A 25,446-nucleotide genomic window follows, 5' to 3' on the forward strand; every position below is an offset into this window, starting at 1 on the left:
CGAGAGGAAGCCATGCCTGAGCAGGGCGGCTCCCGGCAGAACGTCACCTTCCCCAGCAACGGCCGCGAGGCCCACGGCTACCTGGCCCGGCCGCCGCAGGGCGTCGGACCCGGGCTGGTGGTGGTCCAGGAGTGGTGGGGCCTCACCTCGCACGTCGCGGCGATGGCGGACCGCTTCGCCGCCGCCGGCTTCACCGTCCTCGCGCCGGATCTCTTCGGCGGTACGACCACCCACGACGCCGCCGAGGCAGCCCGGCTCAAACGCGAACTCCCGGTCGGGCAGGCCGTGGTGGACCTGCGCGGCGCGGTCGGCTTCCTGCTCGGGCTGGACGGCGTGGTCGGCGACGCCGTCGGCGTGGTCGGCTTCTGCATGGGCGGCGGCTTCGCCCTGCTGCTGGCCGCCGCCGAGGGCGACCGGGTGGCCGCGGTGGTCCCGTTCTACGGGCTGCCGCCCGACCCGGACTTCGACTACCGCGGCCTGACCGCCCACGTCCTCGGCCACTACGCCGAGCACGACCGCTCGATCCCGATGGCCGCCGTGGACGAGGCGGCGATCCGGATCGGCGAAGCCACCGACGTCCGCCCGGAGATCCACTTCTATCCGGCCGGGCACGCCTTCATGAACGACGAGAACCTGCTCGGCACCCATGACGCGCTCCAGGCCCGGATCGCCTGGCGGCGGACGCTCAGCTTCCTCTGGGGCCATCTCGGCTGACGGAGGCCGTAAGGGCCGAAACGCGCTGGACAGCTGACAGTTCCCCGGCCATAGTCGCCGGGTGCAGAGCCAACCCCCACCCCCGCACCGGCGCCGCTTCCCCTGGGCCGGCCGCAACTACCGCATCCAGACCGCCGCCACCGTGATCAGCGGTCTCGGCAATGCCGGCGCCCCGATCGCCACCGCGTTCGCCGTCATGGAGAACGGCGGCTCCACGGCCGAGGTCGGCTATGTCACCGCCGCCCGGCTGGTCCCGGTGGTCCTGCTGCTGATGGTCGGCGGCGCGCTCGCCGACCGTCTGCCGCGCCACCACGTCATGGTCGCAGCCAACCTGTTCAGCGCCGTCTCGCAGGCCGTGCTGGCCGCCCTGGTGCTGGCCGGGAACGTCCAGCTCTGGCAGCTGATGCTGCTCTCCGCGGCGGGCGGCGCCGGCCACGCCTTCTACGCCCCCGCATCCGAGGGCATCATCATGCAGAGCGTGGCGGCCGAACACGCCGGCAGGGCCTTCTCGGTCTTCCGGATGGCGCTCAACTCCGCCCAGATCGGCGGCATGGCGCTCGGCGGCGCCCTCACCGCCGCCGTCGGCCCCGGCTGGGTGCTCGCGCTGGACGCCGGCTGCTTCCTGCTCGCCGCCTCGCTGCGCTTCCTCCTGGAGGCCGAGCCGGCCGCTCCGGCCGAGCCCGGCGGCGGAATGCTGCGCGACCTGCGCGAGGGCTGGCAGGAGTTCGCCTCCCGCCGCTGGCTCTGGGTGATCGTGCTCCAGTTCGCCGTGCTGATGGCCTGCATCACCGCCGTGGACGCGGTGTACGGGCCGATCGTCGCCGAGCAGCGGCTCGACGGGGCCCGCGACTGGGGCCTGGCACTGGCCGCGCACGGCATCGGCCTGGTGGTGACCGGCCTGGTGATGGTCCGCTGGCAGCCGCGCCGGATCCTGCTGATCGGCAACTGGGGCGTCTTCCTCTTCGGCCTGCCCGCCTTGGCGCTCGCCCTGGCCGTGCCGCTGCCGGCCCTGGTGGTGGCGATGTTCCTGTCCGGCGCCGGGGTCACCGTCTTCGGCGTCAACTGGATGATCGCGCTCCAGCAGGAGATCCCGGCCGAGGCCTTTTCCCGGGTCTCGGCGTACGACCAGCTCGGCTCACTCTCGCTGGCCCCGGTCGGCACCGCCCTGGCCGGCCCCGCAGCGGACGCACTCGGCCTCTCCGGCGCACTCTGGGCGTGTGCGGCGCTCTGCCTGCTGCTGAGCGCCGTCGTCCTGCTGGAACCCCAGGTCCGCCGTCTCTCCCGGCGTACCGCCGACCGGCCGTCCGCACCGCTCGCGGAGCCCGCCACCACCCGCTGACGCGCCCGGTGCGCCCCGCGTGCGCCCTCCCGTGGGCAACCACCGGCGGGCGCCGCTCGTCCGACCAGGTGACGACGGAGTCAGACCTGGGGGGCGCCCGATGCCGAAGCCACTGCTGTTCCTCGACGTCGACGGCGTGCTCAACCCGGTCTGCCCCGAAGCGGACGCCGACTTCGACGCCCACACCCTGCTCGGCTACACCGTGCTGCTCTCCGCCCGGCACGGCACCTGGCTGCGCGAGCTGGCCGGTACGTACGAGCTCGTCTGGGCCACCACCTGGGAGGAGCAGGCCAACGCCCACATCGCCCCGGCGATCGGCCTGCCCGAGCTGCCGGTGGTCCGCTTCACCGGCTACGTCCCGCAGCCCGGCGACCCGAAGGTGTCGCTGATGGAGCTGTTCTCCGCCCACAAGTGGGCCCCACTGCTGCGGTACGCCGCCGGCCGGCCCTTCGCCTGGGTCGACGACGTCATCCCCGGCCGCCTGGTCCGCAACTCGCTCTGGCGGCGCGACCGCCTCCTGCTCCCGATCGACCCGGGCCAGGGCCTGGAGCGCCCGCACGTCGACCGGCTGCTCGCCCGCCCGCCCCGCGCGCTCGCCGTCCCGCCGTTGGTCAGCCGGTGGGCAGCCAGCTGACGTGCCCGGACAGCAGCGCGTACCCGACGAAGGCCACCGTGTCGATCAGCGCATGCGCCACCACCAGCGGCATCACCCGGCCCCACCGCCGGTACAGCAGGCAGAACACCGCGCCCATCACCATGTTACCGACCAGCCCGCCGACCCCCTGGTACAGGTGGTACGAGCCCCGCAGCACCGAGCTGGCCACCAGCGCCGCCTGCCACGACCAGCCCAGCTGCCCGAGCCGGCGCAGCAGGTAGCCGAGGACGACGACCTCCTCCAGGATCGCGTTCTGCCAGGCGGAGGCGACCAGCACCGGGATCCGCCACCAGACGTCCGGCAGCCCGGACGGCGCCACCGTCAGGTTGTACCCGGCCGCCTGCGAGAGCAGGTAGAGCGCCAGCCCGGAGCCTCCGATCGCGGCGGCCACGACGGCTCCGCGGCCCAGGTCGCGCAGCTTCTGCCCGAGGTCGAAGCCGATCACCCGTAGCGAGGTGCCCTCGCGCACCAGCAGGTAGCCGACCAGGACGACCGGCATCAGCCCGCGCCCGATGTAGTAGAGCTGCCAGGCGAGGTCCAGCCAGGGCCGGCCGGGCGCGCGCGAGGAGTTCAGGGTGGCGACCTGCTGGCCGAGGCTGAGCGTCTCGGTGAGCGATCCCGTGAAGCTGATCAGCGCGCCGATGCCACTGGCCCCGAGGGAGAGGCCGAGAACGGTCAGCAGCTCGACGCCGAGCAGCCGGCGCGTGGGCTTCGCGGTCTCCGGTTCGGTCGAGGCGGTCGTCACGGCGTGCTCCAGCGGTCCGGCATCGCTCCGGCCGTCGGCCGACCGCCGGAGCGGTCATCCTTCCACAGGGGCGGTGAAGGGGCGGTCGGACCCTCAGCCCACCGGCCAGGTGTGCACCGGCTCGCCACCGCGCATGTACTCGGCGTAGCGCCGGGTCATCGCCGCCAGCGCGGCCGGCCGGTCCATCCCGAACTGCTCGCGCAGCCGGTGGAAGGTGGCGCTCTGCCAGGAGGCGCCGTTGACCCGGCGCAGGCAGCGCTGCTCGATGATGCCGAGGTAGCGGTCCCGGTCGGCGGGCTCCACGCCCCACTCGTCCAGCCCCTGGTGGGCCATCGGCAGCAGTTCGTTCATGATCAGGTCGACGGCGGGCACGGTGGTGAGCCCGCCGCCGCGACCGGCCCGGCCCTGCCGCGGCCACTGGAAGACCGCGTCGATGCCGTACCGGGCGGCCTGCCGGAAGTTCTCGTCGGCCCGCTCGAACGGCAGCCTGTTCCAGATCGGCCGCGGCTGCTCGGCCAGCACCCGTACCAGGCCGTAGTAGAACGCCGCGTTGGCCAGCGTGTCGGCGACGGTCGGGCCGGCCGGCAGCGCGCGGTTCTCCACCCGCAGGTGCGGCACGCCGTCGCTGACGTCGTACACCGGCCGGTTCCAGCGATAGATGGTGCCGTTGTGCAGCCGCATCTCGGCGAGCCGCGGCACGCCCCCGGAGGCGAGCGTCTTGACCGGGTCCTCGTCGTCACAGATCGGCAGCAGCGCCGGGAAGTACCGCAGGTTCTCCTCGAAGAGGTCGTACGCCGAGTCCACCCACCGCTCGCCGAACCACGTGATCGGGCGCACGCCCTGGGCCTTGAGCTCCGCCGAACGGGTGTCGCACGCCTGCTGGAAGAGCACCGGCCTGGTCTCCCGCCAGAGCTCGCGCCCGAACAGGAACGGCGAGTTGGCGCCGAGTGCGAGCTGCGGGCCGCAGATCGCCTGGGCGGCGTTCCAGACCGAGGAGAACCGCTCGGGGGTGACCTGCAGATGCAGCTGCAACGAGGTCGCGGCGGCCTCGGCGACCATGGTGATCGACTCCAGCTGGAGGCGTTCGACGCCCTCGATGTCCAGCGTGATGTCCTCGCCGCGGGCGGCCAGGATCTGGTCGCTGAGCAGGCTGTACCGCTGGTTGTGGGACATCGCGTCCAGCCCGGTGTGGTCGTGCTCCAGGGTCGGCAGGATGCCCACCATGACGATCCGCGCACCGGCCTCGGCGGCCCTGCGGTCGGCGTAGCGCAGCCCGGTGTCGATCTCCTCGCGCAGCTCCTCGAACACGTGGCCGCAGAGCCGGTGCGGGGTGATGTTGACCTCGATGTTGAACTGCCCCAGCTCGGTCTGGAAGTCACTGGAGCCGATCGCGCTGAGCACCTGGGCGTTGCGCATCACCGGTAGGCCCTGCTCGTCGGCGAGGTTGAGCTCGATCTCCAGGCCCATCACCGCCCGGGGCCGGTCGAAGCGGTCCTCGCGCAGCATCCGCCCGAGCGCGTCGAGGCAGGACTGGAGCTTGCGGCGGTACAGCTGCCGGTCCGACAGGTCCGCGCGCGTCGCCACGACCTTCTCGCCCATGATCCCCTCCTCCTGAGCCGCCCGGCCGAGCGACCGTGCATGCATCATGCCCACCTCGAAGATCGATACCCGATTGCTTCGAACGGCTTGCAATGCAAGGAAACTGACGGCCTTTCAGCACATCCGCCGACTTGCCCGGCGCCACCGCCTGTGATAAACAGGTCACCCTGCGCACCTGTTCGATAGAATTCGCACTGCGCCCAGGCCGGCCCGCTGCCGCTCCGAAACCCTCGTCGACGGCGGCGGCCGCACCCGCACCGCGATCATGCACAACCGGACATGGCCAGGTCCCGTCACCGACGACACACCGCGCCATGCCGGTATGCCGCACTCGCACGCCGATCTCGCACGGAGAGGCGACCCCGCCATGACTCTGCAGACCCCCCAGCCCCCGCCCAGTGCCCTGCGCGCCGTCCTCGCCGCGCTCGACTCGGAGGACGCGCTGCGCCAGCCCGCCGCCGCAGCGCTGCGTCATCCGACCGGACCGCTGCTCCCCGCGCACCCGCTCGCGGTCCACGTCCTGGACGGGCCGCGCCCCGAGCTCACCGCCGCCCGGCGGACGGGCTGGCGCTTCCTGATCAAGGACGGCACCGAGGTGGCCGCCGCGGCCGAGGTGGTGCAGGGCGTCGAGGGCCACACCTTCTCCCACTTCACCGCCGGGCCCTACCTGGACTCGACCGTCCGGGCGCTGCGCCAGGCCTGGCAGCTCACCCAGACGTCACGAGCCCGCCGGCAGCCCCGGCTGCTGACCTTCCCGGGCCAGTACGCGACGGCGCTCTGGCTGCACAGTCCGGACGCCGACCCGGGGGCGGACCTTCTGATCCCGCTGGCACCGGCCCCGCTCGGGGTCACCGCGCACCGCGCCTACCCGGCCGCCGACCTGCTGCCGGTGCTGGCCCGGGCGCCGCTGGGCCGGGCGCTGCTGCTCGGCTCGTCCTGAGCCCTCCCCCGCCGGCCGGCTCCCCTCGCCGGCCGCTCCCTCACCGATCGCCCCGCCGGCGCGCTCCGCGCCGGCACCGATCTGCCAGCCCCACCCGGACGGGCCATCGGGCATGGCCCTGAAAGGCCAGCCGCCTGATGGCCCGTCCGGGGGCTTTTCCGAGCCGCAGCCGCCTGAACGGGTGATCTCTGCCCTCGGGTTGTGGCGCATGTCACCAAATTGCTGCGCGATCGTCCCGGGATGCCGACACTGGGAACCAGCGTGGAAGGACCACCTGTCCTACCCACTTGAGCGCCGGTCTACACCTGTCCGGCGCCGGACAGGATCCGACTACCGCGGCGGCTCCCGACGGGCATCCGACGGCGCCGCACCACGGGGAGGATCGCAGAGCGAAGCGAGGGTACGTATGTGCCAGCACCGTCCTGAATGCCCGACGGCCGAGTCCGAGGACCGCGAGGCGGCCGTACCGGTGGCCTGCCACCCGGAGCAGGGTTGGAGCCTGCTCTGCAACGGCGTCCTGCTCTTCGAGGACACCGGCGAACTGCTGCCCGACGGCCGGGTGATCGCCCCGCGCCGCCCGGTCGCCCACGCGGCCTGACCCGCAGGCGGGGGCAGCCGCCGACAGACGTCGAGGAACGGGCAGGGCCCCGGTGATGGAGCACCTCCCAGCCGAAGGCTGGGAGAGCTCCGCCGGGGCCCTGCCGTAGCTCGGCTCGCTCAGTTGCCGTACTCGTCCAGCGGCGGGCAGGAGCAGACCAGGTTGCGGTCGCCGTACGCGCCGTCGATGCGGCTGACCGGGGGCCAGTACTTGTCCGCCGGGTTCACACCCGCCGGGAAGACCGCCTCCTGCCGCGAGTAGCCGTGCGCCCAGTCGCCGGCCAGCGTGGCGGCGGTGTGCGGGGCGTTGCGCAGCGGGTTGTCCTCGGCCGTCCACTCGCCCGAGCCGACCTTGTCGACCTCGGCGCGGATCTCGATCATCGCGTCGCAGAACCGGTCGATCTCGTGCAGGTCCTCGGACTCGGTCGGCTCGATCATCAGGGTGCCGGCCACCGGGAAGGACATCGTCGGCGCGTGGAACCCGTAGTCGATCAGGCGCTTGGCGATGTCGTCCACCGTCACGCCCGTCTCCTTGGTGAGCGGGCGCAGGTCGATGATGCACTCGTGGGCGACCAGGCCGCCGGGGCCGGTGTAGAGCACCGGGAAGTGCGGGGCCAGGCGCTTGGCGATGTAGTTGGCGTTCAGGACCGCCACCTGGGTGGCGCGCTTGAGGCCCTCGCCGCCCATCAGCCGGACGTACGCCCAGGAGATCGGCAGGATGGCCGCCGAGCCCCACGGCGCGGCCGAGATCGGGCCGACGCCGGTGGCCGGGCCGGCCTCCGCCTGGAGCGGGTGGTTGGGCAGGTACGGCGCGAGGTGCGCGCGGACCGCGACCGGGCCGACGCCCGGGCCGCCGCCGCCGTGCGGGATGCAGAAGGTCTTGTGCAGGTTCAGGTGCGAGACGTCCGCGCCGAACTTGCCCGGCTTGGCCAGGCCGACCAGGGCGTTCAGGTTGGCGCCGTCCACGTACACCTGGCCGCCGGCCTCGTGCACGGCCGCGCAGATGTCGGTGATCTCGGTCTCGTACACGCCGTGGGTGGACGGGTAGGTGACCATCAGCACGGCGAGCTGGTCGCGGTGCTGCTCGATCTTGGCCTTCAGGTCGTCCACGTCGACGTCGCCGTCGACCAGGGTCTTCACCACGACCACGCGCATGCCGGCCATCACGGCGGAGGCCGCGTTGGTGCCGTGCGCGGAGGACGGGATCAGGCAGACGTCACGCTGGGTGTCGCCGTTGGCGTGGTGGTACGCACGGACGGCCAGCAGGCCGGCCAGCTCGCCCTGGGAGCCGGCGTTCGGCTGGATCGAGACGGCGTCGTACCCGGTCACCTCGACCAGCTGCTGCTCCAGCTGGCGGATCAGGGTCAGGAAGCCCTGCGCCTGCTCGATCGGCGCGAACGGGTGCAGCTGGCCGAACTCGGGCCAGGTCACCGGCTCCATCTCGGTGGTCGCGTTGAGCTTCATGGTGCAGGAGCCCAGCGGGATCATGCCGCGGTCCAGCGCGTAGTCGCGGTCCGACAGGCGGCGCAGGTAGCGCAGCATGGCGGTCTCGGAGCGGTGGCTGTGGAAGACCGGGTGGGTCAGGTACTCGTCCTCGCGCAGCAGCGCGGCCGGCAGCGCGTCAGCGCTCTCGGCGGCCTCCACGCCCTCGACGCCGAACGCGGCCCAGACGCCCGCCAGGTGCTCGCGGGTGGTGGTCTCGTCGGTGGAGACCGAGATCCGGTCCTCGCCGTCCTGGTGGACGTTGATGCCGTGGGCGCGCGCGGCCTCGGCGATCGCGGCGGCGCGGCCGGGGACGACGGCGGTGACGGTGTCGAAGAACTCGCCGTGGAGCAGCTCGACGCCGCCGGCCCGCAGGCCCTCGGCGAGGGCGGCGGCGTAGCGGTGGGTGCGGCGGGCGATGTCGGCCAGGCCGTCCGGACCGTGGTAGACGGCGTACATCGAGGCCATCACGGCGAGCAGCACCTGGGCGGTGCAGATATTGCTGGTGGCCTTCTCGCGGCGGATGTGCTGCTCGCGGGTCTGCAGCGCCAGGCGGTAGGCGCGGGTGCCGTCGGCGTCGACGGAGACGCCGACCAGGCGGCCGGGCAGCGAGCGGGCGTACTCGGCACGCACCGAGAGGTAGCCGGCGTGCGGGCCGCCGAAGCCCATCGGCACACCGAAGCGCTGCGAGGTACCGCAGGCGATGTCGGCGCCGAGCGAGCCCGGGGACTTCAGCAGGGTGAGCGCCAGCAGGTCGGCGGCGACGGCGACGATCGCGCCGAGGCCGTGGGCCTGCTCGATGACGGGGGCGAGGTCGCGGACCACACCGGTGGCGCCCGGGTACTGCAGCAGCACACCGAAGACGCCGCGCTCGGCGATCTCGGCGGGGATGCCCGCGGAGAGGTCGGCGACGACGACCTCGACACCGGTCGGCTCGGCGCGGGTCTCGATCACCGCGATGGTCTGCGGCAGGGTCTCGGCGTCGACCAGGAAGACACCGCCCTTGACCTTGGTGACGCGGCGGGCCAGCGCCATCGCCTCGGCGGCCGCGGTGCCCTCGTCCAGCAGCGAGGAGCCGGAGGTGGGCAGGCCGGTCAGGTCGGAGACCAGGGTCTGGAAGTTGAGCAGCGCCTCCAGGCGGCCCTGCGAGATCTCCGGCTGGTACGGCGTGTACGCGGTGTACCAGGCCGGGTTCTCCAGGACGTTGCGCAGGATCACCGGCGGGGTGAAGGTGCCGTAGTAGCCCAGGCCGATCATCGGCTGGAGCACCTGGTTGCGTCCTGCCAGCTCGCGCAGCTCGGCGAGGACCTGCGCCTCGCTGCGGCCGGCGGGCAGGTCCAGGCCGGTGATGGAGCGGATCGCCTCGGGCACGGCGGTGGCGGCGAGCTCGTCCAGCGAGCCGTAGCCGACCTGGGCCAGCATCTTCTCCTGCGCAGCGGCGTCGGGGCCGATGTGGCGGTTCTCGAAGGGACTGGCCAGCTCAAGCTCGGTGAGGGTCGGGGCGCCGGTGGGGCGTCCCTCGTTCGGCTGGGCGTTCATGGTGGTCGAGGCCTCCTGGTCACGGACCGGCGGGGGTACGCACGCCGTACGGCTCCACCGCTGTGGACAACAGCGGAAGGGCCTGGGCGGGCGGACCCAACAGGCCTCCCCCTCTGTCATCGGGACCTGAGAGCTTCGCCCGCGCGGCACGCCGTGGGCGCGCCGCCGGCTTGCACCGTCGGTGAGGGTGGTGGCCACCGGCTCCCTCGCCGGCAGTCCTGCCCTGCTTTCCAGAGTGACCTATCCCACACGGTACGGATGCCTGAGAGATTCCGGGGAGGAGTTGCTCCTTCGGCGCCCCGACCAGTGGTTTTCGCTGTCGGGGACTCTCCCGAGCGGGCTCGGCGGTCGCGCCCAGGGTACCAGCGGGAGGCCCTTCGATCACGGGTGCGTCGGGTCGATCCCGGGGCGGCCCCGTGACCCGGACGGCGCAGCACCGGGCCCGTCCGGCCCCGCCCCGGTCGCGGGCGTCCGGTTCATGGCTTTTGGTGTGAAGTGGCGGATGGAACGGGCGGGCCGGCCGTCGGCCTGCGGGAGTTCCGCAGGCGCAGCGCACTGGAGGAAAGAGTGCAGACCGATATCGACCCCCGGGACCTCATCGGCCACAAGGCGGTCGACCGCAACGGAGACAAGATCGGGACGGTCGACGAGGTGTACCTGGACGACGCCACCGGACAGCCCGAATGGGCGGCCGTCCGGACCGGCATCTTCGGCCGGGACGCCTTCGTCCCCCTGACCACGAGCGAGTTCTCCGGCGACGAGCTGCGGGTGCCGTACGACAAGTCACTGGTGAAGGAGTCGCCGGACTTCGGCGTCGGCCAGCACCTGTCGCCGGCCCAGGAGCTCCAGCTGTACCGCTACTACGGGCTGGACACCCCGATGGACGGCCGCCCGTCGGCGGGCGACGGCTCCGGCTCCGATCCGGCCGACCACGACTTCGGCTCCGTCCCGGCGGCGGCCCCGATGGCGGCCGCCGGCACCGTGGCGGCCGCCGGCACCGTGGCGGCCGCGGCCACGCACACGGCGCCGGCGCCCGCGGACACCCCGGCGGCCCCGAACGCAGGACCGGCCGCGCCCGTCGCGAAGCCGCTCGCCTTCCACTCGGCCGACACCCCGGCCGCCTCCCCCCGCACCACCCCGGCAGCCGACCTCGGCAAGCCGTCCGAACCCGCCACGGAGGCCAACGTGCGGACCCTCAGCACCTCCGCACCCGCCGCCCCCACGGCGCCGGTCACCCCCGAGTCGCGCCCCCAGGCCGCGCCGGCCACCACCGGCCCGGTCGCCCCTGCCGCCCCGGCCGTCTCCACGTCCACCCCGGCCACGTCCACGTCCACCCCGGCCGCCCCTGCCGCCCCGGCCACGTCCACGTCCACCCCGGCCACGCCCACGTCCACCCCGGCCTCCTCCACGTCCACCCCGGCCGCCTCCACATCCGCGCCGGCCTCGTCCGCGCCCAGCGGCCCGGTGGAGATCACCTGCCGCGAGGAGCGCCTGGACATCACCACCGAGTGGCACGTCCTCGGCACAGCGAAGCTGCGCAAGTACGTGACCAGCGAGCCGGTCGAGCGCCGCGTCCCGGTGGTCCGCGAGCGCGTGCGGGTGGAGCGGATGCCGGTCGGCGAGGCGGAGCGGGCCTCGCTGAGCGAGAAGGACATCGCCGAGGCGGTGGAGGAGGTCACGCTGCGCGAGGAGCACCCGGTGGTCCGCAAGTACCTGGCCCCGATCGAGCGGGTGCGCCTGGTGGTCGAGCGGTACACCGCCGAGGAGGTGATCCGCGACGAGCTGCGCCGCGAGCACGTCGAGGTCCACGACAACACCGCCTCGACCCCGACCCCGACCCCGGCCCCCGCAACGCCGCCCGCCTACGCCCACACCCCCGCATCGGCCGACGAGCCGTCCCGCCCGGCCCCCCTCAGGCCTCTCGCCTGACAGAGCAGCTCACCGAGGACCCCGGGCCCGCCCACGGCCCGGGGCCCTTCGTGTTTTCCACCCCGCGACCCCGGCCTTCGGGGCCGCGGTCCTTCGACTTTGCCAAAGCTTCACCAATCGATATTTGACACACTGAAGTATCTCCCTGCATGGTTATTTCAGTTCATTCACTATGTACGGGAGGAAGCAACCGTGAGTGAGGCACCACAGCCCACCACCGCGGCCGAGAAGCAGAGCAGCGCCCGGGTCCTGCCGGCCCTCATCCTGGCGATGCTGTCGTTCAGCGTGGTGCAGACCGCGGTCGTCCCGATCCTGCCCTCGCTGGCCAAGGAGCTCAGCGTCTCCGGCTCCAACATCACCTGGCTGATGACGGCCAACCTGCTCTCCGCCGCCGTGCTGACCCCCCTGCTGGGCCGCTTCGGCGACCTGCGCGGCCGCAAGCCGATGCTGCTGATCTCGCTGACCGGCCTGGTGGCCGGCTCCGCGCTGGCGGTCAGCACCCACTCCTTCACCTGGCTGGTCGTCGCCCGTGTCCTGCAGGGCGCCGGCGGTGGCGTGCTGCCGCTGGCAATCAGCATCGTCCGCGACGAGCTGCCGAAGCAGAAGGTGACCGGCGGCGTCGCCGCCATCAGCGCCTCGATGGGCGTCGGCTCCGGCCTCGGCCTGGTGGCGACCGGTCTCCTGCTGGAGCACTGGAGCTACAAGTCGATCTTCTGGATGGGCCTGGTCTTCGGCCTGATCGCGGTCGCCCTGGTCGCCCTGCGCGTTCCCAGCGACCCGGTCACCGACAAGGACGGCGGCGCCGACCCGCTCGGTGCCATCACCCTGGCCGGCTGGCTCTCCGCCCTGCTGGTCGCGGTCAGCCAGGGCAACAACTGGGGCTGGACCTCGACCAAGACCCTCGGCCTGTTCGCCGTCGCCGCCGTGGTCGCCCTGATCTGGGGCGTCATCGAGGTCAAGGTGAAGCACCCGCTGGTGGACATGAAGATGATGTCCCGCCCGGCCGTCGCCTTCACCAACCTGGCCGGCCTGCTGATCGGCTTCGGCATGTACGGCTCGTTCATGGTGATCAGCAACTTCGCCCAGACCCCGGAGAAGTTCACGCACTACGGCTTCACCGCCACCGTGCTGCACGCCGGCGTCATGCTGCTGCCGTCCGCCATCGGCTCGATGGTCGCCGCCCCGCTGGGCGCCCTGCTCATCGCCCGCCGCGGCCCGCGCCTGCCGCTGGTCCTCGGTGGCGTGCTCGGCGCGATCGCGATGGCCTACCTGGCCGCGCGCCACAGCCACGAGGCCGACATCTACACCGCTTCGGCGATCTTCGGTCTGGGCATCGGCCTCGCCTTCTCGGCGATGCCCGCCTACATCAACGGCGCCGTCCCGGTCGAGCAGAGCGGCATCGCCAACGGCATGAACGCCGTGCTGCGTACCGTCGGTGGCGCGATCGGCACCGCCGTGATGGCCGCCATCCTGACCGGCGACACCATGAAGCTGCCGATCCCGGTCTCGCTGCCCACCCTGGACGCCTACAAGCACGCGTTCTGGACCGCCGCAGTGGTCTGCGCGATCGCCGGCGCCGTCCCGTTCCTGATCCGCTCCGTCAAGCCGGCCGCCACCGTCGCCGCCGGCAACGAGGTCGCGGACCTGAACTCCAGCCCCGCGCTGGCCAAGACCGACGCCTGACGAGGCGTCCACCCCCCGCGCCCAGGGACAGGGCGCGGGGGACCGGTCCCCGAACGGTCGACGAGGGCATCGCGACCATCCGAGGCCGGCACTTCACACGGCCCCACCCGGTTCCCCTGCCGGGTGGGGCCGTTTCGTGCGCTCAGCCCTCCCCCGGGCCCCCGTCTGCGCCCCCGCCCTCGCGGCCCCGCAACGGCAGCGGACGCGCGGGTTCGAGCGCCGGGTCGTCCACCGCGAAGGTCCGCACCCGGCCCGGCCCGCTCCACGGCGTCTCGAACCGCACCGTCACCCGCCCGACCCCGCTGCCCTGCACCCACCCGGGCCCGAACTCGCCGTGCCGCACGTCCTGCCCCGGCATCCAGTGCCGCACCGCGGGCCCGGCCGGCTCCGGCTCGTCCTCCTCCTCGCCCTCCACCACCTCGTGCTCGGCGGCCTCCTCCCGGACGGCCTGCGCGAACAGGTCCTCCTGGGTGTAGTCGGCAAGCTGCGAGACCCCGACGCCGAGCAGCCGCACCCCGCCGGTGATGTCCACCTGCGAGGCCAGCCGCCGGGCCGTCTCGGTGATCACCGCCTCGTCGTCCGTCGGGCCGCGCAGCGTCTCCGAACGGGTCAGCGTGGAGAAGTCGAACCGCCGCACCTTCAACACCACCGTCCGCCCCGACCGGCCGGCTGCGCGGAGCCGCCGCACGCACCGCGCGGCCAGGACATCGACCTCGCGTAGCACGCGGTCCCGGTCCGCGAGGTCCACCTCGAAGGTGTCCTCCACCGACACCGACTTGGCGTCCTGGTCGGCGACGACCGGCCGGTCGTCCACCCCTGTCGACATCTGGTGGACGCCGGCGCCGTGCGCCTTCCCCAGCAGCTGCACCAGCTCCGCCTCCCCCGCCTCGGCGAGGTCGGCCACCGTGTTCAGCCCGGCCCGCCGCAACACCTGTTCGGTGGCCGGGCCGATGCCGGGCAGCGCGCGCACCGGCATCGGCCCGAGCACCGCGCGCTCCTGGCCGGGCTCGACCAGCACCAGCCCGTCCGGCTTGGCCTGCTCGGAGGCGATCTTGGCCATCAGCTTGGACCCGGCCGCCCCGACCGAGGCGGTCAGCCCGGTCCGCCGGTGGATGTCGGCCCGCAGGTCCTCCGCGAGGGCCAGCACCAGCCGCTCCCCGGTCCCGTGGTCGGCCGCCGCCAGCGCCGGACCGTACGGACCGGCCTCCAGGTCGACGAACGCCTCGTCCAGGCTGAGCGGCTGGACCAGCGGCGACAGCTCCCGCAGCAGGCCCATCACCAGCTCGCTCACCTGCCGGTAGGCCTCGAAGCGCCCGGACAGGAACGCCGCGTTCGGGCAGAGCCGGCGCGCCTGCGCCATCGGCATCGCCGAGTGCACGCCGAACTTCCGCGCCTCGTACGAGGCCGTGGAGACCACCCCGCGCCCGCCCAGACCACCGACGATCACCGGCTTTCCGCGCAGACTCGGTTTGGCCGCCTGCTCCACCGCGGCGAAGAAGGCGTCCATGTCGAGGTGGATGATGCTCGGCAGTGACCGCACCTGCCGATCATGCCGCACGGGTACGACAGTCCGGCCGAACCCGGCCGCCTCCCCACCCCCGGCGAGGTCCCGCCCCGGTGAAGTCCCTCCCCCGACAGGGCCTACCGCGGCTGCGCCGCCCCCGCGTCGGCCAGCGCCCGCGGGATGCCCTCCTCCTTGGGCCCGAGGAACAGCGGGTCCGGCCGCAGCCAGGCGTTCAGCGCGGCCTTGCCCGCCCCCGGGATCTCCCGCAGCCCGCCGTACAGCCAGGTGGCGTCGTGCACCTCCGGCACCCCGACCGCGTACGCGTCGATGCCGGCCGCCTCACAGAGCGCCAGCGCCCGCCGGACATGGAAGTCCTGGCTGACCAGCACCGCCCGGTCCACCCCGAAGATCCGGTGAGCCCGGGTGCAGGAGTCCCAGGTGTCGAAGCCCGCGTAGTCGCCCACCACCCGTACCTGCGGCACCCCGTGCTCGATCAGGTACTGCCGCATGGCGTCGGTCTCGTCGTAGCTGTCCCGCCCGTTGTCGCCGGTGACCAGGACCGCCTGGACCTTCTGCTCCCGGTACAGGTCGACCGCCGCGTCCAGCCGGTGCGCCAGGTACGGCGACGGCTTGCCCTCGGACAGGCCCGCGCCGAACACCACCGCCACCGGTGCCTTCGGCGCGCTCGCCACCGTACCAACCCGGTCGTCCGCCGAGATCCACAGCCAGGCACTCGGCGCCAGCGCCAGCGCGCAGACCGCGGTGACGAGTTGGAAGATCCGGCGCTGCGTGCGCCGCCGTCCCAGCCGGACGCCGAGCCGCCGTGCCCGCCGCCGCAGCAGGCCGGGTATTCCGGAGCCGAACCGCACGTGCTCCCCCTTGAGTCGCTCACCAGGCTTGATCGGTTCACCAGGCACGACGAGGCCGCGGGCCCGGACGGTTCCCCGTCCGGGCCCGCAGCCTCGTCAGTACGCTTGTCAGACCGCGCGGTTGCGGCGCTGCGCCAGCTCGTCGCCCGGGTCGTGCCCGACCACCGTCTCACCGGTGTCGGTCCGCTCGGCGTGCAGCCGCCCGAGAGCCAGCTCCAGTTCCTTCCAGACCGCGCCGACGGCGATGCCGAAGACGCCCTGACCGCCCTTCAGCAGGTCGACCACCTGCTGCGGCGTGGTGCACTCGTACACCGTGGCACCGTCGCACATCAGCGTCAGCCCTGCCAGGCCGGCGACATCGGGCGACTGCAGATGGGCGACCGCCACCCGGATGTTCTGGAGCGAGACGCCGGCGTCCAGCAGCCGCTTCACGATCTTCAGCAGCAGGATGTCGCGGAAGCTGTACAGCCGGTGGCTGCTCGCCGGGTAGACCGAGCGGACACTGGGCTCCAGCAGCCCCGTCCGGGCCCAGTAGTCCAGCTGGCGGTAGGTGATCCCGGCCGCCGCACAGGCCGTCGGGCCGCGGTAGCCGATCAGCTCCGAGGTGGGCGCGAGCCGCTCGATGGCGGGCTGACCGGGCTGTACGGCCGGGAACCGGCCCAGCCGGGGCAGCTCCGTCCGGGACAGGTCGGTCACGCTGCGGGCGGTGCGCGGCATGTGCACGGCGCACAGGCCTCCCACGGCCGCTTCATCGCCGGTGCCGGTCATGCCTACCTCCGTCCACTCATGCTGCGGGCAACCCAGACTGCGGGCGACAGACACCCGGGCAGCCACCCCTGACGGTAGGCAGTCCCCTATGGCCCGTCAACGATCGCCACGCCGGGCGGGACAAACCACGTCACTCAGGAGAGTGGTTTTTCGTGCCCCTAGTGTGGGTAGGTAGACGCCTTTTGGCAAAACGGCCGAACGTACACGGCACAACGCCACACACGGCCCCCGGGCGACACGCCGCAGGCGGCCGGCTACTGCGGCGTGCCGCCGCCGAAGTCCTCGGGCGAGACCTGGTCGAGGAACTCGCGGAACTTCTCGACCTCGTCCTCCTGCTCGTCCGGGATCGCGATGCCCGCCTCGGCGAGCACCTCCTCGCTCCCGTAGATCGGCGTACCGGTGCGCAGCGCCAGCGCTATCGCGTCGGACGGCCGGGCGCTCACCTCGACCCCGCCGGCGAACACCAGCTCGGCGTAGAAGACGCCCTCCCGCAGGTCGGTGATCCGCACCTCGGTGAGCTGCTGCCCGAGCGCCTCCAGGACGTCCTTGAAGAGGTCGTGCGTCAGCGGGCGCACCGGAGTCATGCCCTGCTGGGCGAAGGCGATCGCGGTCGCCTCGCCGGGGCCGATCCAGATCGGCAGGTAACGGTCGCCCCCGACCTCCCGGAGCAGCACGATCGGCTGGTTGGAAGGCATCTCCACCCGGACACCCACGACGTCGAGCTCATTCACACAGGCAACCCTATGGCCCTTGACCCGGATATGAAAGCGCAGAGCCGACCGCGCTGGTCAGCGGGGTCGGCCGGTCAGGCACGGGTCCGCAGACCGGCCTGGACCATGGCCGCGTGCAGCCGGACGGAGAGCGTGGCGAGCTCCCTGGCGGTGGCCTCGGCATGCGCCCTGGTCTGCGGGTTCCGGTGCCGCCGCAGCGGCGCCACCACCTGCTCGACGAGCGCGATCTCGCGGTCGGCGGCCGCCTTCATGGCGCGCAGGTGGCGCGGCTCCAGCCCGTACCGGCCCAGCTCCGCCACGAGCCGGGCGACCTGCAGCGCCTCGCCGTCGTAGCCGCCGTCCGGCCCCGCCGCGACCAGCCCGTAGGACTCCCACTCGGCCAGCTGCCGCTCGCCGGCCTCGGCGGCCGCCAGCAGCTCGGCCCGGCCCAGCCGGACCCCGGCCGGGCTCTCGGCGCCGGCCACCAGCTCGCGGTCCGCCTCCTCCAGCGGCCCGGGCCGGGCGTCGGCGGCGGGCAGCGCGGGCGGGCTCTCACCGCGCTCGATGGCGTCCAGGTGCTCGCGGATCACCCGCAACGGAAGATAGTGGTCACGCTGCATCCGCAGCACGTAGGCCAGCCGCTCGACGTCGGCCGGGCTGAACTTGCGGTACCCCGAGGGCGTGCGCTGCGGCTCGACCAGGCCCTCCGCCTCCAGGAACCTGATCTTCGAGATGGTGACTTCGGGGAAGTCGTCCCGCAGGAAGGCCAGCACCGCGCCGATGCTCAGCAGCTCGTCGCCGCCGCGCCGTCGGCCGCCCCCGGCGGGCCGGTCCGGGCGGACCGGCTGCCTGGGGGCCGCGACCACTCCCCGCGTGCCCTGGTCCGTCTGCGGACCGGACGACGCGGGGGTGGCCGCCCCGAGAGATGAAGGGGTATTCGTACTCACTCGGGCTCCTGCCGACGTTGGTTTCAGTACCCCCGGTGGTGGCTGGCGAAGAACACCAGCCGGTACTTCCCGATCTGCACCTCGTCGCCGTTGTTCAGCGGCACCTCGTCGATCCGCTCCCGGTTGACGTACGTGCCGTTGAGGCTGCCCACGTCGGCCACGGTGAACCCGCCGCCGGGCGTCCGGCGGAACTCCACGTGCTTGCGCGAGACGGTGACGTCGTCCAGGAAGATCTCGCCCTGCGGGTGACGGCCGGCCGTGGTCTTGTCCGAGTCCAGCAGGAACCGGCTGCCCGAGTTGGGGCCGCGCTGGACGATCAGCAGGGCCGTGCCCGGCGGCAGCGCGTCGATCGCCGCCAGCACCTCGGCCGACAGGGCCGGCGTGGCGCCGGTACCGGTCGTGGTGTTGGGGTCGTAGGACTCCAGGCCGGAGATCGAGATGGTCGACGTGGTCTCCGCCGCCCCCTCGGGCAACGCACCGCCGCGCAGCGCCGTACCGCAGTTGGAACAGAAGCGGGCCGCGGCCGGGTTCTGGTTGCCGCACCTGGGGCACGGAGTGGGGCCAGCCATGTTCACAGCCTCCTGGCGCGGCACACCCGACGGGTTGTGCCCGGCGTACGGATCCGGGGCAAACCCTCCACCAGAGGTTGAGGGTCCTGACGGGAAACCTATGCGCGGCGCGCCGGAGGGGTCAACCGACGCGCCGTAGCCCGCCGGATTCCCCGCGAACTGCTGGTTGGCGCCGTCCCGGAACAGAGGCCGCTCCGCGTACTCCACCCCCTCGGGGGCAGGGCGCATGCCCGGCACGGCGGGCTCTTCGTCGGCCCGGCGGTGACGCGCGGTGGGTGCCTCGACGGCGGCCGCGTCACGGCCCTTGTTACGACCGAACAACTTCGAGAAGAAACTCACGGGCGAATCCCCTTGCGTGTGACAGACCCGCCCGCGGGGCAGGGTGAGAACCTCGGACAGGCTGCGGGCCCGGTCTCGGACCGGGCCGGCTGGAGTGGTACTCCGACGTGTGGTGCTCCGGTATGTGCTGGTGTGGACCAGTCTCGCCCACGCGGCGACGACCCCCCGCACCGGGGGCCGCCCGCAGGTGAGGGGCCGTTCGGCCGGTGCCCCGTCACTTCGGAGCCGGCTTGGCGTACTGCGGCGTCTTCAGATCGACGAGGGCGTCGACGACCACCTTCTGCTGCTGGGAGATGGTCGCCCGGGCCTGATGACTCTCCAGGGTACGGACCACACCTCCCGGGATGTTCAGCGCGGGTGTGAGGTCCTGCGGGTTCCCCACGACGGTGAAGCGATAGGGCTGCGAGACCTTCTTGCCGTCGATCTGCACACCGCCACCGGACAGGTCCGTGAAGTAGGTGTTGACCACCACGCGCACATCGTTGATCTGAATCGCCTCCGCCCCCGCCGCTCGGAGTTCCTGCAGGGTGTCCAGCAGCATATCCGCCTTCACCTGCCCTTGGGGATCATCGACAGTGAGTACGATGCCCGGACCAGTGGCTTTGACGGTTCCCGCGAGCACACCGAGTTCCGTCACCTTCTTCCTGGTCTGTTCCTGGGCTTCCTTGGCCTGGTTGGAACTGTTCTCCAACTTGGCCAGGGACTGCTCCAGCTCCGCCTTCTCCTGTTGGAGACGCTGCTGACGGCCGTCCAGTTCGTCGAGGATCCGGACAAGATCCTCCTGACGTGCGCCGCGCAGCTGGCTGTGGTGGTCGTTGGTCGAGCGGACCTGGATCGCCAGCGCCAGGCCGAGCGAGAACAGCAGCAGCGCCACGACCAGCTGGCCCCGCGACAGCCGCGGCGGCCAGAGCGCCGCCTTCAGCCGGCGCCGGCCCGCACCGCGGTCGGCGTCCTGCGGGGCGGGCGCCGGCTCGGCGGCCTCGGCGGGCGCCGCCGCGACCTCCGGTTCCTCCACCTCAGCCTGAGGCTTCTGCTGCTCCCCGTCCGGCTTCCGCTCGCCCCCCTCGGTCTTCCTGACCTCCCCGGCCTGCGGACGCGCCGCCTCGACCGGTTCCGCCTTCTCCTTCTCCTTCAACGGCTCCACCGGCTTCACCGGTTCGACAGGCGCCACGGCCTCCACCGGCTCGGCAGCCTCCACCGCCCCCACCGGCTCGGAAGGCTGCACCGCCCCCACCGGCTCGGAAGGCTGCACCGCCTCGACGGGCTCGACAGGCGTCACGGCCTCGACGGGCCCGGCAGCCTCCGCAGGCTTCCGCAGCGGCTTCTCCGTCCCCGAAGCCGCCTCCCGCTCCGCGCTGCCGTTCTCGCGCACGCCTTCTCCCGCCGCTCCGTCCCCGGTCTTCTCCTCCGCCGCCTCACCGCGGCCCGGCTCAGGCGCGGAAGACATGGCGCCTGATCGCAGCGGCGTTGGAGAAGATGCGGATACCCAGGACGACGACCACACCGGTGGACAGCTGCGATCCGACCCCCAGCTGGTCCCCGAGGAAGACGATCAGCGCCGCGACCACCACGTTGGAGAGGAAGGAGACGATGAACACCTTGTCGTTGAAGATCCCGTCCAGCATCGCCCGGACACCGCCGAACACGGCGTCGAGCGCCGCGACCACCGCGATCGGAAGGTACGGCACTACGGCGTCCGGCACCTCGGGCTGGACGAAGAGTCCGACGACCACCCCGATCACGAGACCAAGTACGGCAATCACGGTCTGGCTGCTCCTGTCCCTGCGGTGGACGACCCGCTCGTGGTCGCCATGGGCGAGTGGGCTGTGGTGGTCTTGGCGGAGCCGCTCGGCGTGCGCTTCCCGGAGCTCTGCGGGGTCGGCGTGGCCGACGGCGACGTGCTCGCGGAGGGGCTCGGCGACCCGCCGGACGCCGCGGCGCTCGGGGCAGTGGCGGACGGGCTCGCCGAGGGCGAGGGCTCCGGCGTGGCGGGCTGGGCAGTCCGCAGGGTGACGCCCACCGCCGCGGGCAGCGTCAGCTTCTTCTGCGCGGACAGCGTCGACTTGATGCCGTACTTCTCCTGCAGCAGACGTAGGTACTGGCCCGCCATGTTGTTCTCGAAGGCGCCGACCAGCTTGGTGCCGTCGCCGAGCGCCTGCACGCTGTACGGCGGGACGAGCGGCCGGTTGTCCACCAGCACCGCCTCGCCCGCGGCGCGGATCGCCGAGAGTGCGGTGAGCCGCTGCCCGTTGATCGAGATGCCCTCGGCGCCGGACTCCCAGAGCCCGTTCACCACCAGCTGGAGGTCCCGGTCGCGCAGCCGGCCGCTGTTGGAGAACCCCTGCCCGGCGCGCGGATCGACGTTCCCGCCGGCGCCGGTACCGGCCGCGTCCTCCAGGACGAGCTTGACCCCCGGGCCGGTGACCTCGGCCAGGCCCACCGCGCCCGCCAGGGCGGCCGGGTCGCCGTCCCCCGGGGCCAGCGCCTGCTGCTGCGTACTGTCGACCTTCCGCCGCAGGTCCTGCACCTGCTTCTGCAGGCGGTCCGCCGACCCGTTGCTGTCGTTGATCCGGTGGATCAGCGCGTCGCGTTCCTTGGCGAGCGTCGGCTCCGCCTTGTGCGCGTTCACCGCGCCGACCGTCACCACCGCCCCGACCAGGGCCAGCCCGGCGCCCAGCGTCAGCAGGCCCCGGACCGTGCCGGGTATCCGGCTGTCGCGGTCACCGCCCCGCGCCGCGGCCGCCTCGGCGTAGCCCTCGTCCAGACCGTGGTCCATCACGTTGGTCAGCAAGGACATCGAGGCGTCCGGACGGTTGAACCGTCCGTTGCTGGCACTCGGCGTCGGCGTCGCTGGCATGCGGACCATCGTCCCACGTCGACGGAGGGGCCTGTGCACTCCCCCTGACCTGCGCAGTCACCAGAAGCGACGGATCACCATCAAGGCCTCCAAAACGGACAACCGGGCAATCGGAGGTCAGGCAGATCCGCCGATGGGCGGACGAGCGGCGCGGGGCGGCACTCGCCGCCCCGCCCCGCCCTCCCGGAGTCGGCCGGGGATCACCCGGCGGTCACCGGCCGGCGCCGTCGACCACCGCCGCCCACTCGTCCAGCAACGCCTCGGTCGCCTCGTCGTCCGGGCCCTCCGCCCAGAGGTGGGTGACCGCCTCGGCCGGGTCCGGCAGCACCAGCGTCCACCGGCCGTCCGCCTCGACCACCCGGACGCCGTCCGTGGTGTCGAGCCGCCGGTTGCCGGCCGCCTCCACCACCGAGCGCATGACCATGCCCTTCGCCGCCCACGGCGTCGCGATGTCCCGACGCCGGATATGCGCCTGCGGGATGCGCGCGTCGATCTGGCTCAGCGTGAGCTGGGTCCGGGCCACCAGCCCGACCAGCCGGACGAACGCCGCCGCACCGTCCAGCACACCGCTGAACTCGGGGACGACGAAGCCTCCGCGCCCGTCCCCGCCGAACACCGTGCCCTCGGTGGCGGCCGCCTTGGCCAGGTCGTCCGGCGTGGTCGTGGTCCAGATGACCTGGGTGCCGTGGTACGCCGCCACCTGCTCGGCGATCCGCGTGGTGGTCACCGGCAGTGCGACCTGCCCGCTGCGGCGCTCCGCCGCGACCAGGTCGAGCAGCACCAGCAGCGCCCGGTCGTCGTCGATCACCCGGCCCAGCTCGTCCACGAAGGCCACCCGCTCACCCACCGGGTCGAAGCGCACTCCGAAGGCCGCCCGGGAGGACGCCACCAGCTCGCCCAGCCTGGCCAGCCCCGCCCGGCGCTCCTCGGCGTCCTCGGTCGGCCGTGACTCGTCCAGGCCGCTGGAGACGGTGAGCGCCTCCACCCCGAGCCGGCCGAGGATGCTCGGCAGAACGAGCCCGGCACTGCCGTGCGCGGTGTCCACGACCACCTTCAGCCCGGCCTCGCGGACACCCGTGGTGTCGATCGTCCGCAGCAGGTTTCCCGCGTAGGAGTCGAACACGCTGGACGGGAAGGTCAGGTCGCCGATCTCTCCCGGGAAAGCGCGCCGGTACTCCTGGCGCGCGTAGACGCGGTCCAGCTTGCGCTGCCCGGCCTGCGAGAGGTCGGCGCCGCGCTCGTCGAAGAAGAGGATGTCCAGCGAGTCCGGCACCCCGGGCGTGGTCCGCAGGAAGATCCCGCCGGCGCTCCCCCGCGCGGTGTGCTGCCGGGCCACCGGCATCGGCACGTTCTCGAGGTCGCGGACGTCGATCGCGCTGGTCTGGAGCGCCGAGATCATCGCCCGCTTGAGCGCACGCGCACCACGCGAGTGGTCACGCGCGATGGTGACGGTCGCCCCCTTCTTCAACGTGGTCGCGTACGCGCCCGCCAGCCGCACGGCCAGCTCGGGCGTGATCTCGACGTTGAGGATGCCCGAGACGCCGCGCAGCCCGAAGAGGTGCTCCTGGCCGCGGGACTCCCAGATCACCGAAGTGTTGACGACCGCGCCGGCCTCGATGGTCTTGAACGGGTAGACCCGGACGTTGGCCGCGATGATCGACTCCTCGCCGATCAGGCACTCGTCCCCGATCACCGCTCCGTCCTCGATCCGCGCGGCCCGCATCACATCGGTGTTCTTCCCGACCACGCACCCCCGCAGATTGCTCTGCGGCCCGACGTAGACGTTGTCGTGGATGACCGCCCTGTGCAGGAAGGCGCCGCGCTTCACGACGACATTGCTGCCGAGCACGGTGTGCTCGCGGATCTCCACGCCGGCCTCGACCTTGGCGTAGTCCCCGATGTACAGCGGCCCGCGGAGCACCGCCTCCGGGTCCACCTCGGCCCCTTCGGCCACCCAGACGCCCGGAGAGATCTCGAACCCGTCGAGCTCGACGTCGACCTTGCCCTCCAGGACGTCCGCCTGGGCCTTGCCATAGCTCTCGTGGGTGCCCACGTCCTCCCAGTAGCCCTCGGCCACGTACCCGTAGACCCGCTTGCCCTCCTTGAGCAACTGCGGGAACACGTCGCTCGACCAGTCGACGGACTCCCCCGCCGCCACGTAGTCGAAGACCTCGGGTTCCATGACGTAGATCCCGGTGTTCACCGTGTCGGAGAAGACCTGCCCCCAGGTCGGCTTCTCCAGGAAGCGCTCGACGCGCCCCTCGTCGTCGGTGATCGTGATGCCGAACTCCAGGGGATTCGGCACTCGGGTGAGACAGACGGTGACCAGGGCGTTCTTACTACGGTGAAACTCGATCAATTCCGAGAGGTTGAAGTCGGTCAGCGCGTCGCCGGAGATCACCAGAAAGGAGTCGTCCTTGAGCGCGTCCTCGGCGTTCTTGACACTCCCCGCAGTGCCTAGCGGCGTCTCCTCGTTCGCATATGTCAGATGCATACCCAACTCTTCGCCGTCACCGAAGTAGTTCTTGACCAGCGAGGCCAGGAACTGCACGGTGACGACGGTGTCGGAGAGGCCGTGCCGCTTCAGCAGCCGCAGCACGTGCTCCATGATCGGGCGGTTGGCCACGGGAAGCAGCGGCTTCGGCATGCTGGAGGTCATCGGGCGGAGTCGGGTGCCTTCGCCCCCTGCCATTACAACGGCTTTCATTACGGGTGCGTCCTCCTTCGCGGTGGTGGACCTGCAGGTCCATCAAACCGTTCCAGAGGTTCTCTACCCGGAAGATATCGTCCGACGCACCGTGTCGCCGTGGGACTTCTCTCAGATCGCGTCTCAGACTGTGGACGCCGAGGAGGCCGAGACGCCCCGGACGATCTGTCGCGCCTGCACCGCGTAAAGAATGGCGGCCCACCAGTAGAGCGTGGTCCCCCACCAGATGAAGGCCCAGCTGACGACCTCGGCCGGCCGTGCGACGGTGCCGAGCAGCAGAAGCGGAAAGGCGTACATCAGATTGAACGTCGCGGCCTTCCCCAGGAAACTCACCTGCAACGGCCCGTAGCCGTGCCGGTTGAGAATGGGAAGCAGCGCCGCGATAAACAGTTCACGGGCCAGCAGGATCGCCGTGAGCCACCACGGCAGGATCTCACGCCAGGTCAGACCGACCAGCGTGGACAGCACATAGAGACGGTCCGCCAGCGGGTCGAGCAGCTGGCCGACCCGGCTGATCTGCCCCCACCTGCGGGCCAGCTTTCCGTCCAGGTAGTCACTGATGCCACTCAGCATCAGGATCAGCAACGCCCAGCCGTCATTGTTCGGCCCGCCGAACACCGGCCAGAGAATCAGCCAGAGGAACAGCGGAACACCGACCAGCCGGCCCATGCTCAGCAGGTTGGGGATGGTGAGGACGCGATCGGTCTGGACCCGCGTCTCCTGGACCTCCACCCGGGGGCCTCCTGTACCGTGTGACGACTTTGCACGTTGACCTTACAACAGAAAAGCCCCCGTCCGGTTCCCCGGCGGGGGCTTCTCTCGAAGAATTGTTCGGCGGCGTCCTACTCTCCCACAGGGTCCCCCCTGCAGTACCATCGGCGCTGTGAGGCTTAGCTTCCGGGTTCGGAATGTAACCGGGCGTTTCCCTCACGCTATGACCACCGAAACACTATG

General features: G+C 72.1%; 21 protein-coding genes, 1 rRNA gene, 1 pseudogene and 1 riboswitch. Of the genes and pseudogenes, 8 read left to right on the plus strand and 15 right to left on the minus strand.

Annotated elements, in window-relative coordinates; all coding sequences use genetic code 11:
* Positions 1 to 12 precede the first annotated feature (12 nt).
* The 3 genes from OG286_RS07400 (at position 13) to OG286_RS07410 (ending at position 2,687) form a co-directional block, all read left to right on the plus strand.
* Positions 13 to 714, plus strand: a complete 702-nt coding sequence (locus OG286_RS07400) for a dienelactone hydrolase family protein (RefSeq protein ID WP_396322578.1) — start codon at positions 13 to 15, stop codon at positions 712 to 714.
* Between the two features lie 61 nt (positions 715 to 775).
* The gene (locus OG286_RS07405) at positions 776 to 2,053 is read left to right on the plus strand and encodes an MFS transporter (RefSeq protein ID WP_396322579.1); all 1,278 of its coding nucleotides are present in this window, start codon (positions 776 to 778) and stop codon (positions 2,051 to 2,053) included.
* A gap of 100 nt (positions 2,054 to 2,153) precedes the next feature.
* On the plus strand, positions 2,154 to 2,687 hold the full coding sequence (locus OG286_RS07410; protein WP_396322580.1) for an HAD domain-containing protein: 534 nt from the start codon (positions 2,154 to 2,156) through the stop codon (positions 2,685 to 2,687).
* Here OG286_RS07410 and OG286_RS07415 read toward each other — a convergent pair.
* Positions 2,665 to 3,453 (minus strand): CPBP family intramembrane glutamic endopeptidase, encoded by a 789-nt coding sequence (locus tag OG286_RS07415; RefSeq protein ID WP_405362609.1) that lies wholly within the window; start codon positions 3,451 to 3,453, stop codon positions 2,665 to 2,667. The genes OG286_RS07410 and OG286_RS07415 overlap by 23 nt on opposite strands.
* A gap of 93 nt (positions 3,454 to 3,546) precedes the next feature.
* Positions 3,547 to 5,052, minus strand: coding sequence for a glutamate--cysteine ligase (locus tag OG286_RS07420; RefSeq protein ID WP_396322582.1), 1,506 nt, complete (start codon positions 5,050 to 5,052; stop codon positions 3,547 to 3,549).
* 367 nt (positions 5,053 to 5,419) lie between these two features.
* Between OG286_RS07420 and OG286_RS07425 the strand changes: the two genes are divergently transcribed.
* Together OG286_RS07425 and OG286_RS07430 are read left to right on the plus strand one after the other, a co-directional pair.
* Positions 5,420 to 5,992, plus strand: a complete 573-nt coding sequence (locus OG286_RS07425) for a hypothetical protein (protein WP_396322583.1) — start codon at positions 5,420 to 5,422, stop codon at positions 5,990 to 5,992.
* Positions 5,993 to 6,398: 406 nt separating this feature from the next.
* On the plus strand, positions 6,399 to 6,590 hold the full coding sequence (locus tag OG286_RS07430; RefSeq protein ID WP_396322584.1) for a DUF5999 family protein: 192 nt from the start codon (positions 6,399 to 6,401) through the stop codon (positions 6,588 to 6,590).
* A gap of 119 nt (positions 6,591 to 6,709) precedes the next feature.
* Here the strand turns inward: OG286_RS07430 and gcvP are convergent, their stop codons facing one another.
* The gene (gcvP, locus tag OG286_RS07435) at positions 6,710 to 9,610 is read right to left on the minus strand and encodes an aminomethyl-transferring glycine dehydrogenase (protein ID WP_396322585.1); all 2,901 of its coding nucleotides are present in this window, start codon (positions 9,608 to 9,610) and stop codon (positions 6,710 to 6,712) included.
* Positions 9,611 to 9,850: 240 nt separating this feature from the next.
* A riboswitch (glycine riboswitch) is annotated at positions 9,851 to 9,954 on the minus strand.
* A 223-nt stretch (positions 9,955 to 10,177) separates the two neighbouring features.
* Here gcvP and OG286_RS07440 point away from each other — a divergent pair.
* The 3 genes and pseudogenes from OG286_RS07440 to OG286_RS07450 form a co-directional block, all read left to right on the plus strand.
* Positions 10,178 to 10,552 (plus strand): annotated as a pseudogene (locus tag OG286_RS07440) (PRC-barrel domain-containing protein); the annotation flags it as partial.
* A gap of 21 nt (positions 10,553 to 10,573) precedes the next feature.
* The gene (locus OG286_RS07445; RefSeq protein WP_396322602.1) at positions 10,574 to 11,539 is read left to right on the plus strand and encodes a DUF2382 domain-containing protein; all 966 of its coding nucleotides are present in this window, start codon (positions 10,574 to 10,576) and stop codon (positions 11,537 to 11,539) included.
* Positions 11,540 to 11,731: 192 nt separating this feature from the next.
* Positions 11,732 to 13,222 carry an MFS transporter gene (locus OG286_RS07450; protein ID WP_396322586.1) on the plus strand — a complete coding sequence of 497 codons (1,491 nt, stop codon included), beginning with the start codon at positions 11,732 to 11,734 and terminating at the stop codon, positions 13,220 to 13,222.
* A 142-nt stretch (positions 13,223 to 13,364) separates the two neighbouring features.
* Here the strand turns inward: OG286_RS07450 and OG286_RS07455 are convergent, their stop codons facing one another.
* The 12 genes from OG286_RS07455 to rrf form a co-directional block, all read right to left on the minus strand.
* Positions 13,365 to 14,762 carry a DNA polymerase IV gene (locus OG286_RS07455; protein WP_396322587.1) on the minus strand — a complete coding sequence of 466 codons (1,398 nt, stop codon included), beginning with the start codon at positions 14,760 to 14,762 and terminating at the stop codon, positions 13,365 to 13,367.
* Between the two features lie 101 nt (positions 14,763 to 14,863).
* Complete coding sequence (locus tag OG286_RS07460; protein WP_396322588.1) at positions 14,864 to 15,595, minus strand: vancomycin high temperature exclusion protein; 732 nt, start codon at positions 15,593 to 15,595, stop codon at positions 14,864 to 14,866.
* Positions 15,596 to 15,703: 108 nt separating this feature from the next.
* Positions 15,704 to 16,363, minus strand: a complete 660-nt coding sequence (locus OG286_RS07465) for a MerR family transcriptional regulator (RefSeq protein ID WP_396322589.1) — start codon at positions 16,361 to 16,363, stop codon at positions 15,704 to 15,706.
* Positions 16,364 to 16,617: 254 nt separating this feature from the next.
* Positions 16,618 to 17,094 carry a bifunctional nuclease family protein gene (locus OG286_RS07470; RefSeq protein ID WP_360185161.1) on the minus strand — a complete coding sequence of 159 codons (477 nt, stop codon included), beginning with the start codon at positions 17,092 to 17,094 and terminating at the stop codon, positions 16,618 to 16,620.
* A 74-nt stretch (positions 17,095 to 17,168) separates the two neighbouring features.
* Positions 17,169 to 17,939 carry a MerR family transcriptional regulator gene (locus OG286_RS07475; RefSeq protein ID WP_396322603.1) on the minus strand — a complete coding sequence of 257 codons (771 nt, stop codon included), beginning with the start codon at positions 17,937 to 17,939 and terminating at the stop codon, positions 17,169 to 17,171.
* Between the two features lie 104 nt (positions 17,940 to 18,043).
* Positions 18,044 to 18,928, minus strand: coding sequence for an FHA domain-containing protein (locus OG286_RS07480; protein ID WP_396322590.1), 885 nt, complete (start codon positions 18,926 to 18,928; stop codon positions 18,044 to 18,046).
* Positions 18,929 to 19,142: 214 nt separating this feature from the next.
* Positions 19,143 to 20,375: a DUF4573 domain-containing protein gene (locus OG286_RS07485; protein ID WP_405363864.1), complete on the minus strand. Its 1,233-nt coding sequence runs from the start codon at positions 20,373 to 20,375 to the stop codon at positions 19,143 to 19,145.
* A complete protein-coding gene (locus tag OG286_RS07490; protein ID WP_030062488.1) occupies positions 20,359 to 20,691 on the minus strand; it encodes a small basic family protein in 333 nt (110 codons plus the stop codon). The genes OG286_RS07485 and OG286_RS07490 overlap by 17 nt, the downstream gene beginning before the upstream one ends.
* Positions 20,688 to 21,785 (minus strand): DUF881 domain-containing protein, encoded by a 1,098-nt coding sequence (locus OG286_RS07495; protein ID WP_405362603.1) that lies wholly within the window; start codon positions 21,783 to 21,785, stop codon positions 20,688 to 20,690. Before OG286_RS07495 ends, OG286_RS07490 begins: the two co-directional genes overlap by 4 nt.
* Positions 21,786 to 21,996: 211 nt before the next feature.
* Positions 21,997 to 24,492 carry a sugar phosphate nucleotidyltransferase gene (locus OG286_RS07500; protein WP_396322592.1) on the minus strand — a complete coding sequence of 832 codons (2,496 nt, stop codon included), beginning with the start codon at positions 24,490 to 24,492 and terminating at the stop codon, positions 21,997 to 21,999.
* A gap of 123 nt (positions 24,493 to 24,615) precedes the next feature.
* Positions 24,616 to 25,224, minus strand: coding sequence for a CDP-diacylglycerol--glycerol-3-phosphate 3-phosphatidyltransferase (gene pgsA / locus OG286_RS07505; RefSeq protein WP_396322593.1), 609 nt, complete (start codon positions 25,222 to 25,224; stop codon positions 24,616 to 24,618).
* Between the two features lie 97 nt (positions 25,225 to 25,321).
* A 5S ribosomal RNA gene (gene rrf, locus OG286_RS07510) occupies positions 25,322 to 25,438 on the minus strand.
* Between the last annotated feature and the right edge of the window lie 8 nt (positions 25,439 to 25,446).

It is taken from the genome of Kitasatospora sp. NBC_00039 (genome assembly GCF_045160625.1).
GTDB lineage: Bacteria > Actinomycetota > Actinomycetes > Streptomycetales > Streptomycetaceae > Kitasatospora.

Bases quoted from the DNA above. Each gene is read 5' to 3' on its own strand.
- OG286_RS07430 (WP_396322584.1), top strand. From the start codon at position 6,399: ATGTGCCAGCACCGTCCTGAATGCCCGACGGCCGAGTCCGAGGACCGC.
- gcvP (WP_396322585.1), bottom strand. From the start codon at position 9,610: ATGAACGCCCAGCCGAACGAGGGACGCCCCACCGGCGCCCCGACCCTC.
- OG286_RS07400 (WP_396322578.1), top strand. From the start codon at position 13: ATGCCTGAGCAGGGCGGCTCCCGGCAGAACGTCACCTTCCCCAGCAAC.
- OG286_RS07465 (WP_396322589.1), bottom strand. From the start codon at position 16,363: ATGACCGGCACCGGCGATGAAGCGGCCGTGGGAGGCCTGTGCGCCGTG.
- OG286_RS07485 (WP_405363864.1), bottom strand. From the start codon at position 20,375: ATGTCTTCCGCGCCTGAGCCGGGCCGCGGTGAGGCGGCGGAGGAGAAG.
- OG286_RS07420 (WP_396322582.1), bottom strand. From the start codon at position 5,052: ATGGGCGAGAAGGTCGTGGCGACGCGCGCGGACCTGTCGGACCGGCAG.
- OG286_RS07500 (WP_396322592.1), bottom strand. From the start codon at position 24,492: ATGAAAGCCGTTGTAATGGCAGGGGGCGAAGGCACCCGACTCCGCCCG.
- OG286_RS07410 (WP_396322580.1), top strand. From the start codon at position 2,154: ATGCCGAAGCCACTGCTGTTCCTCGACGTCGACGGCGTGCTCAACCCG.
- OG286_RS07425 (WP_396322583.1), top strand. From the start codon at position 5,420: ATGACTCTGCAGACCCCCCAGCCCCCGCCCAGTGCCCTGCGCGCCGTC.
- OG286_RS07495 (WP_405362603.1), bottom strand. From the start codon at position 21,785: ATGCCAGCGACGCCGACGCCGAGTGCCAGCAACGGACGGTTCAACCGT.
- OG286_RS07445 (WP_396322602.1), top strand. From the start codon at position 10,574: ATGGCGGCCGCCGGCACCGTGGCGGCCGCCGGCACCGTGGCGGCCGCG.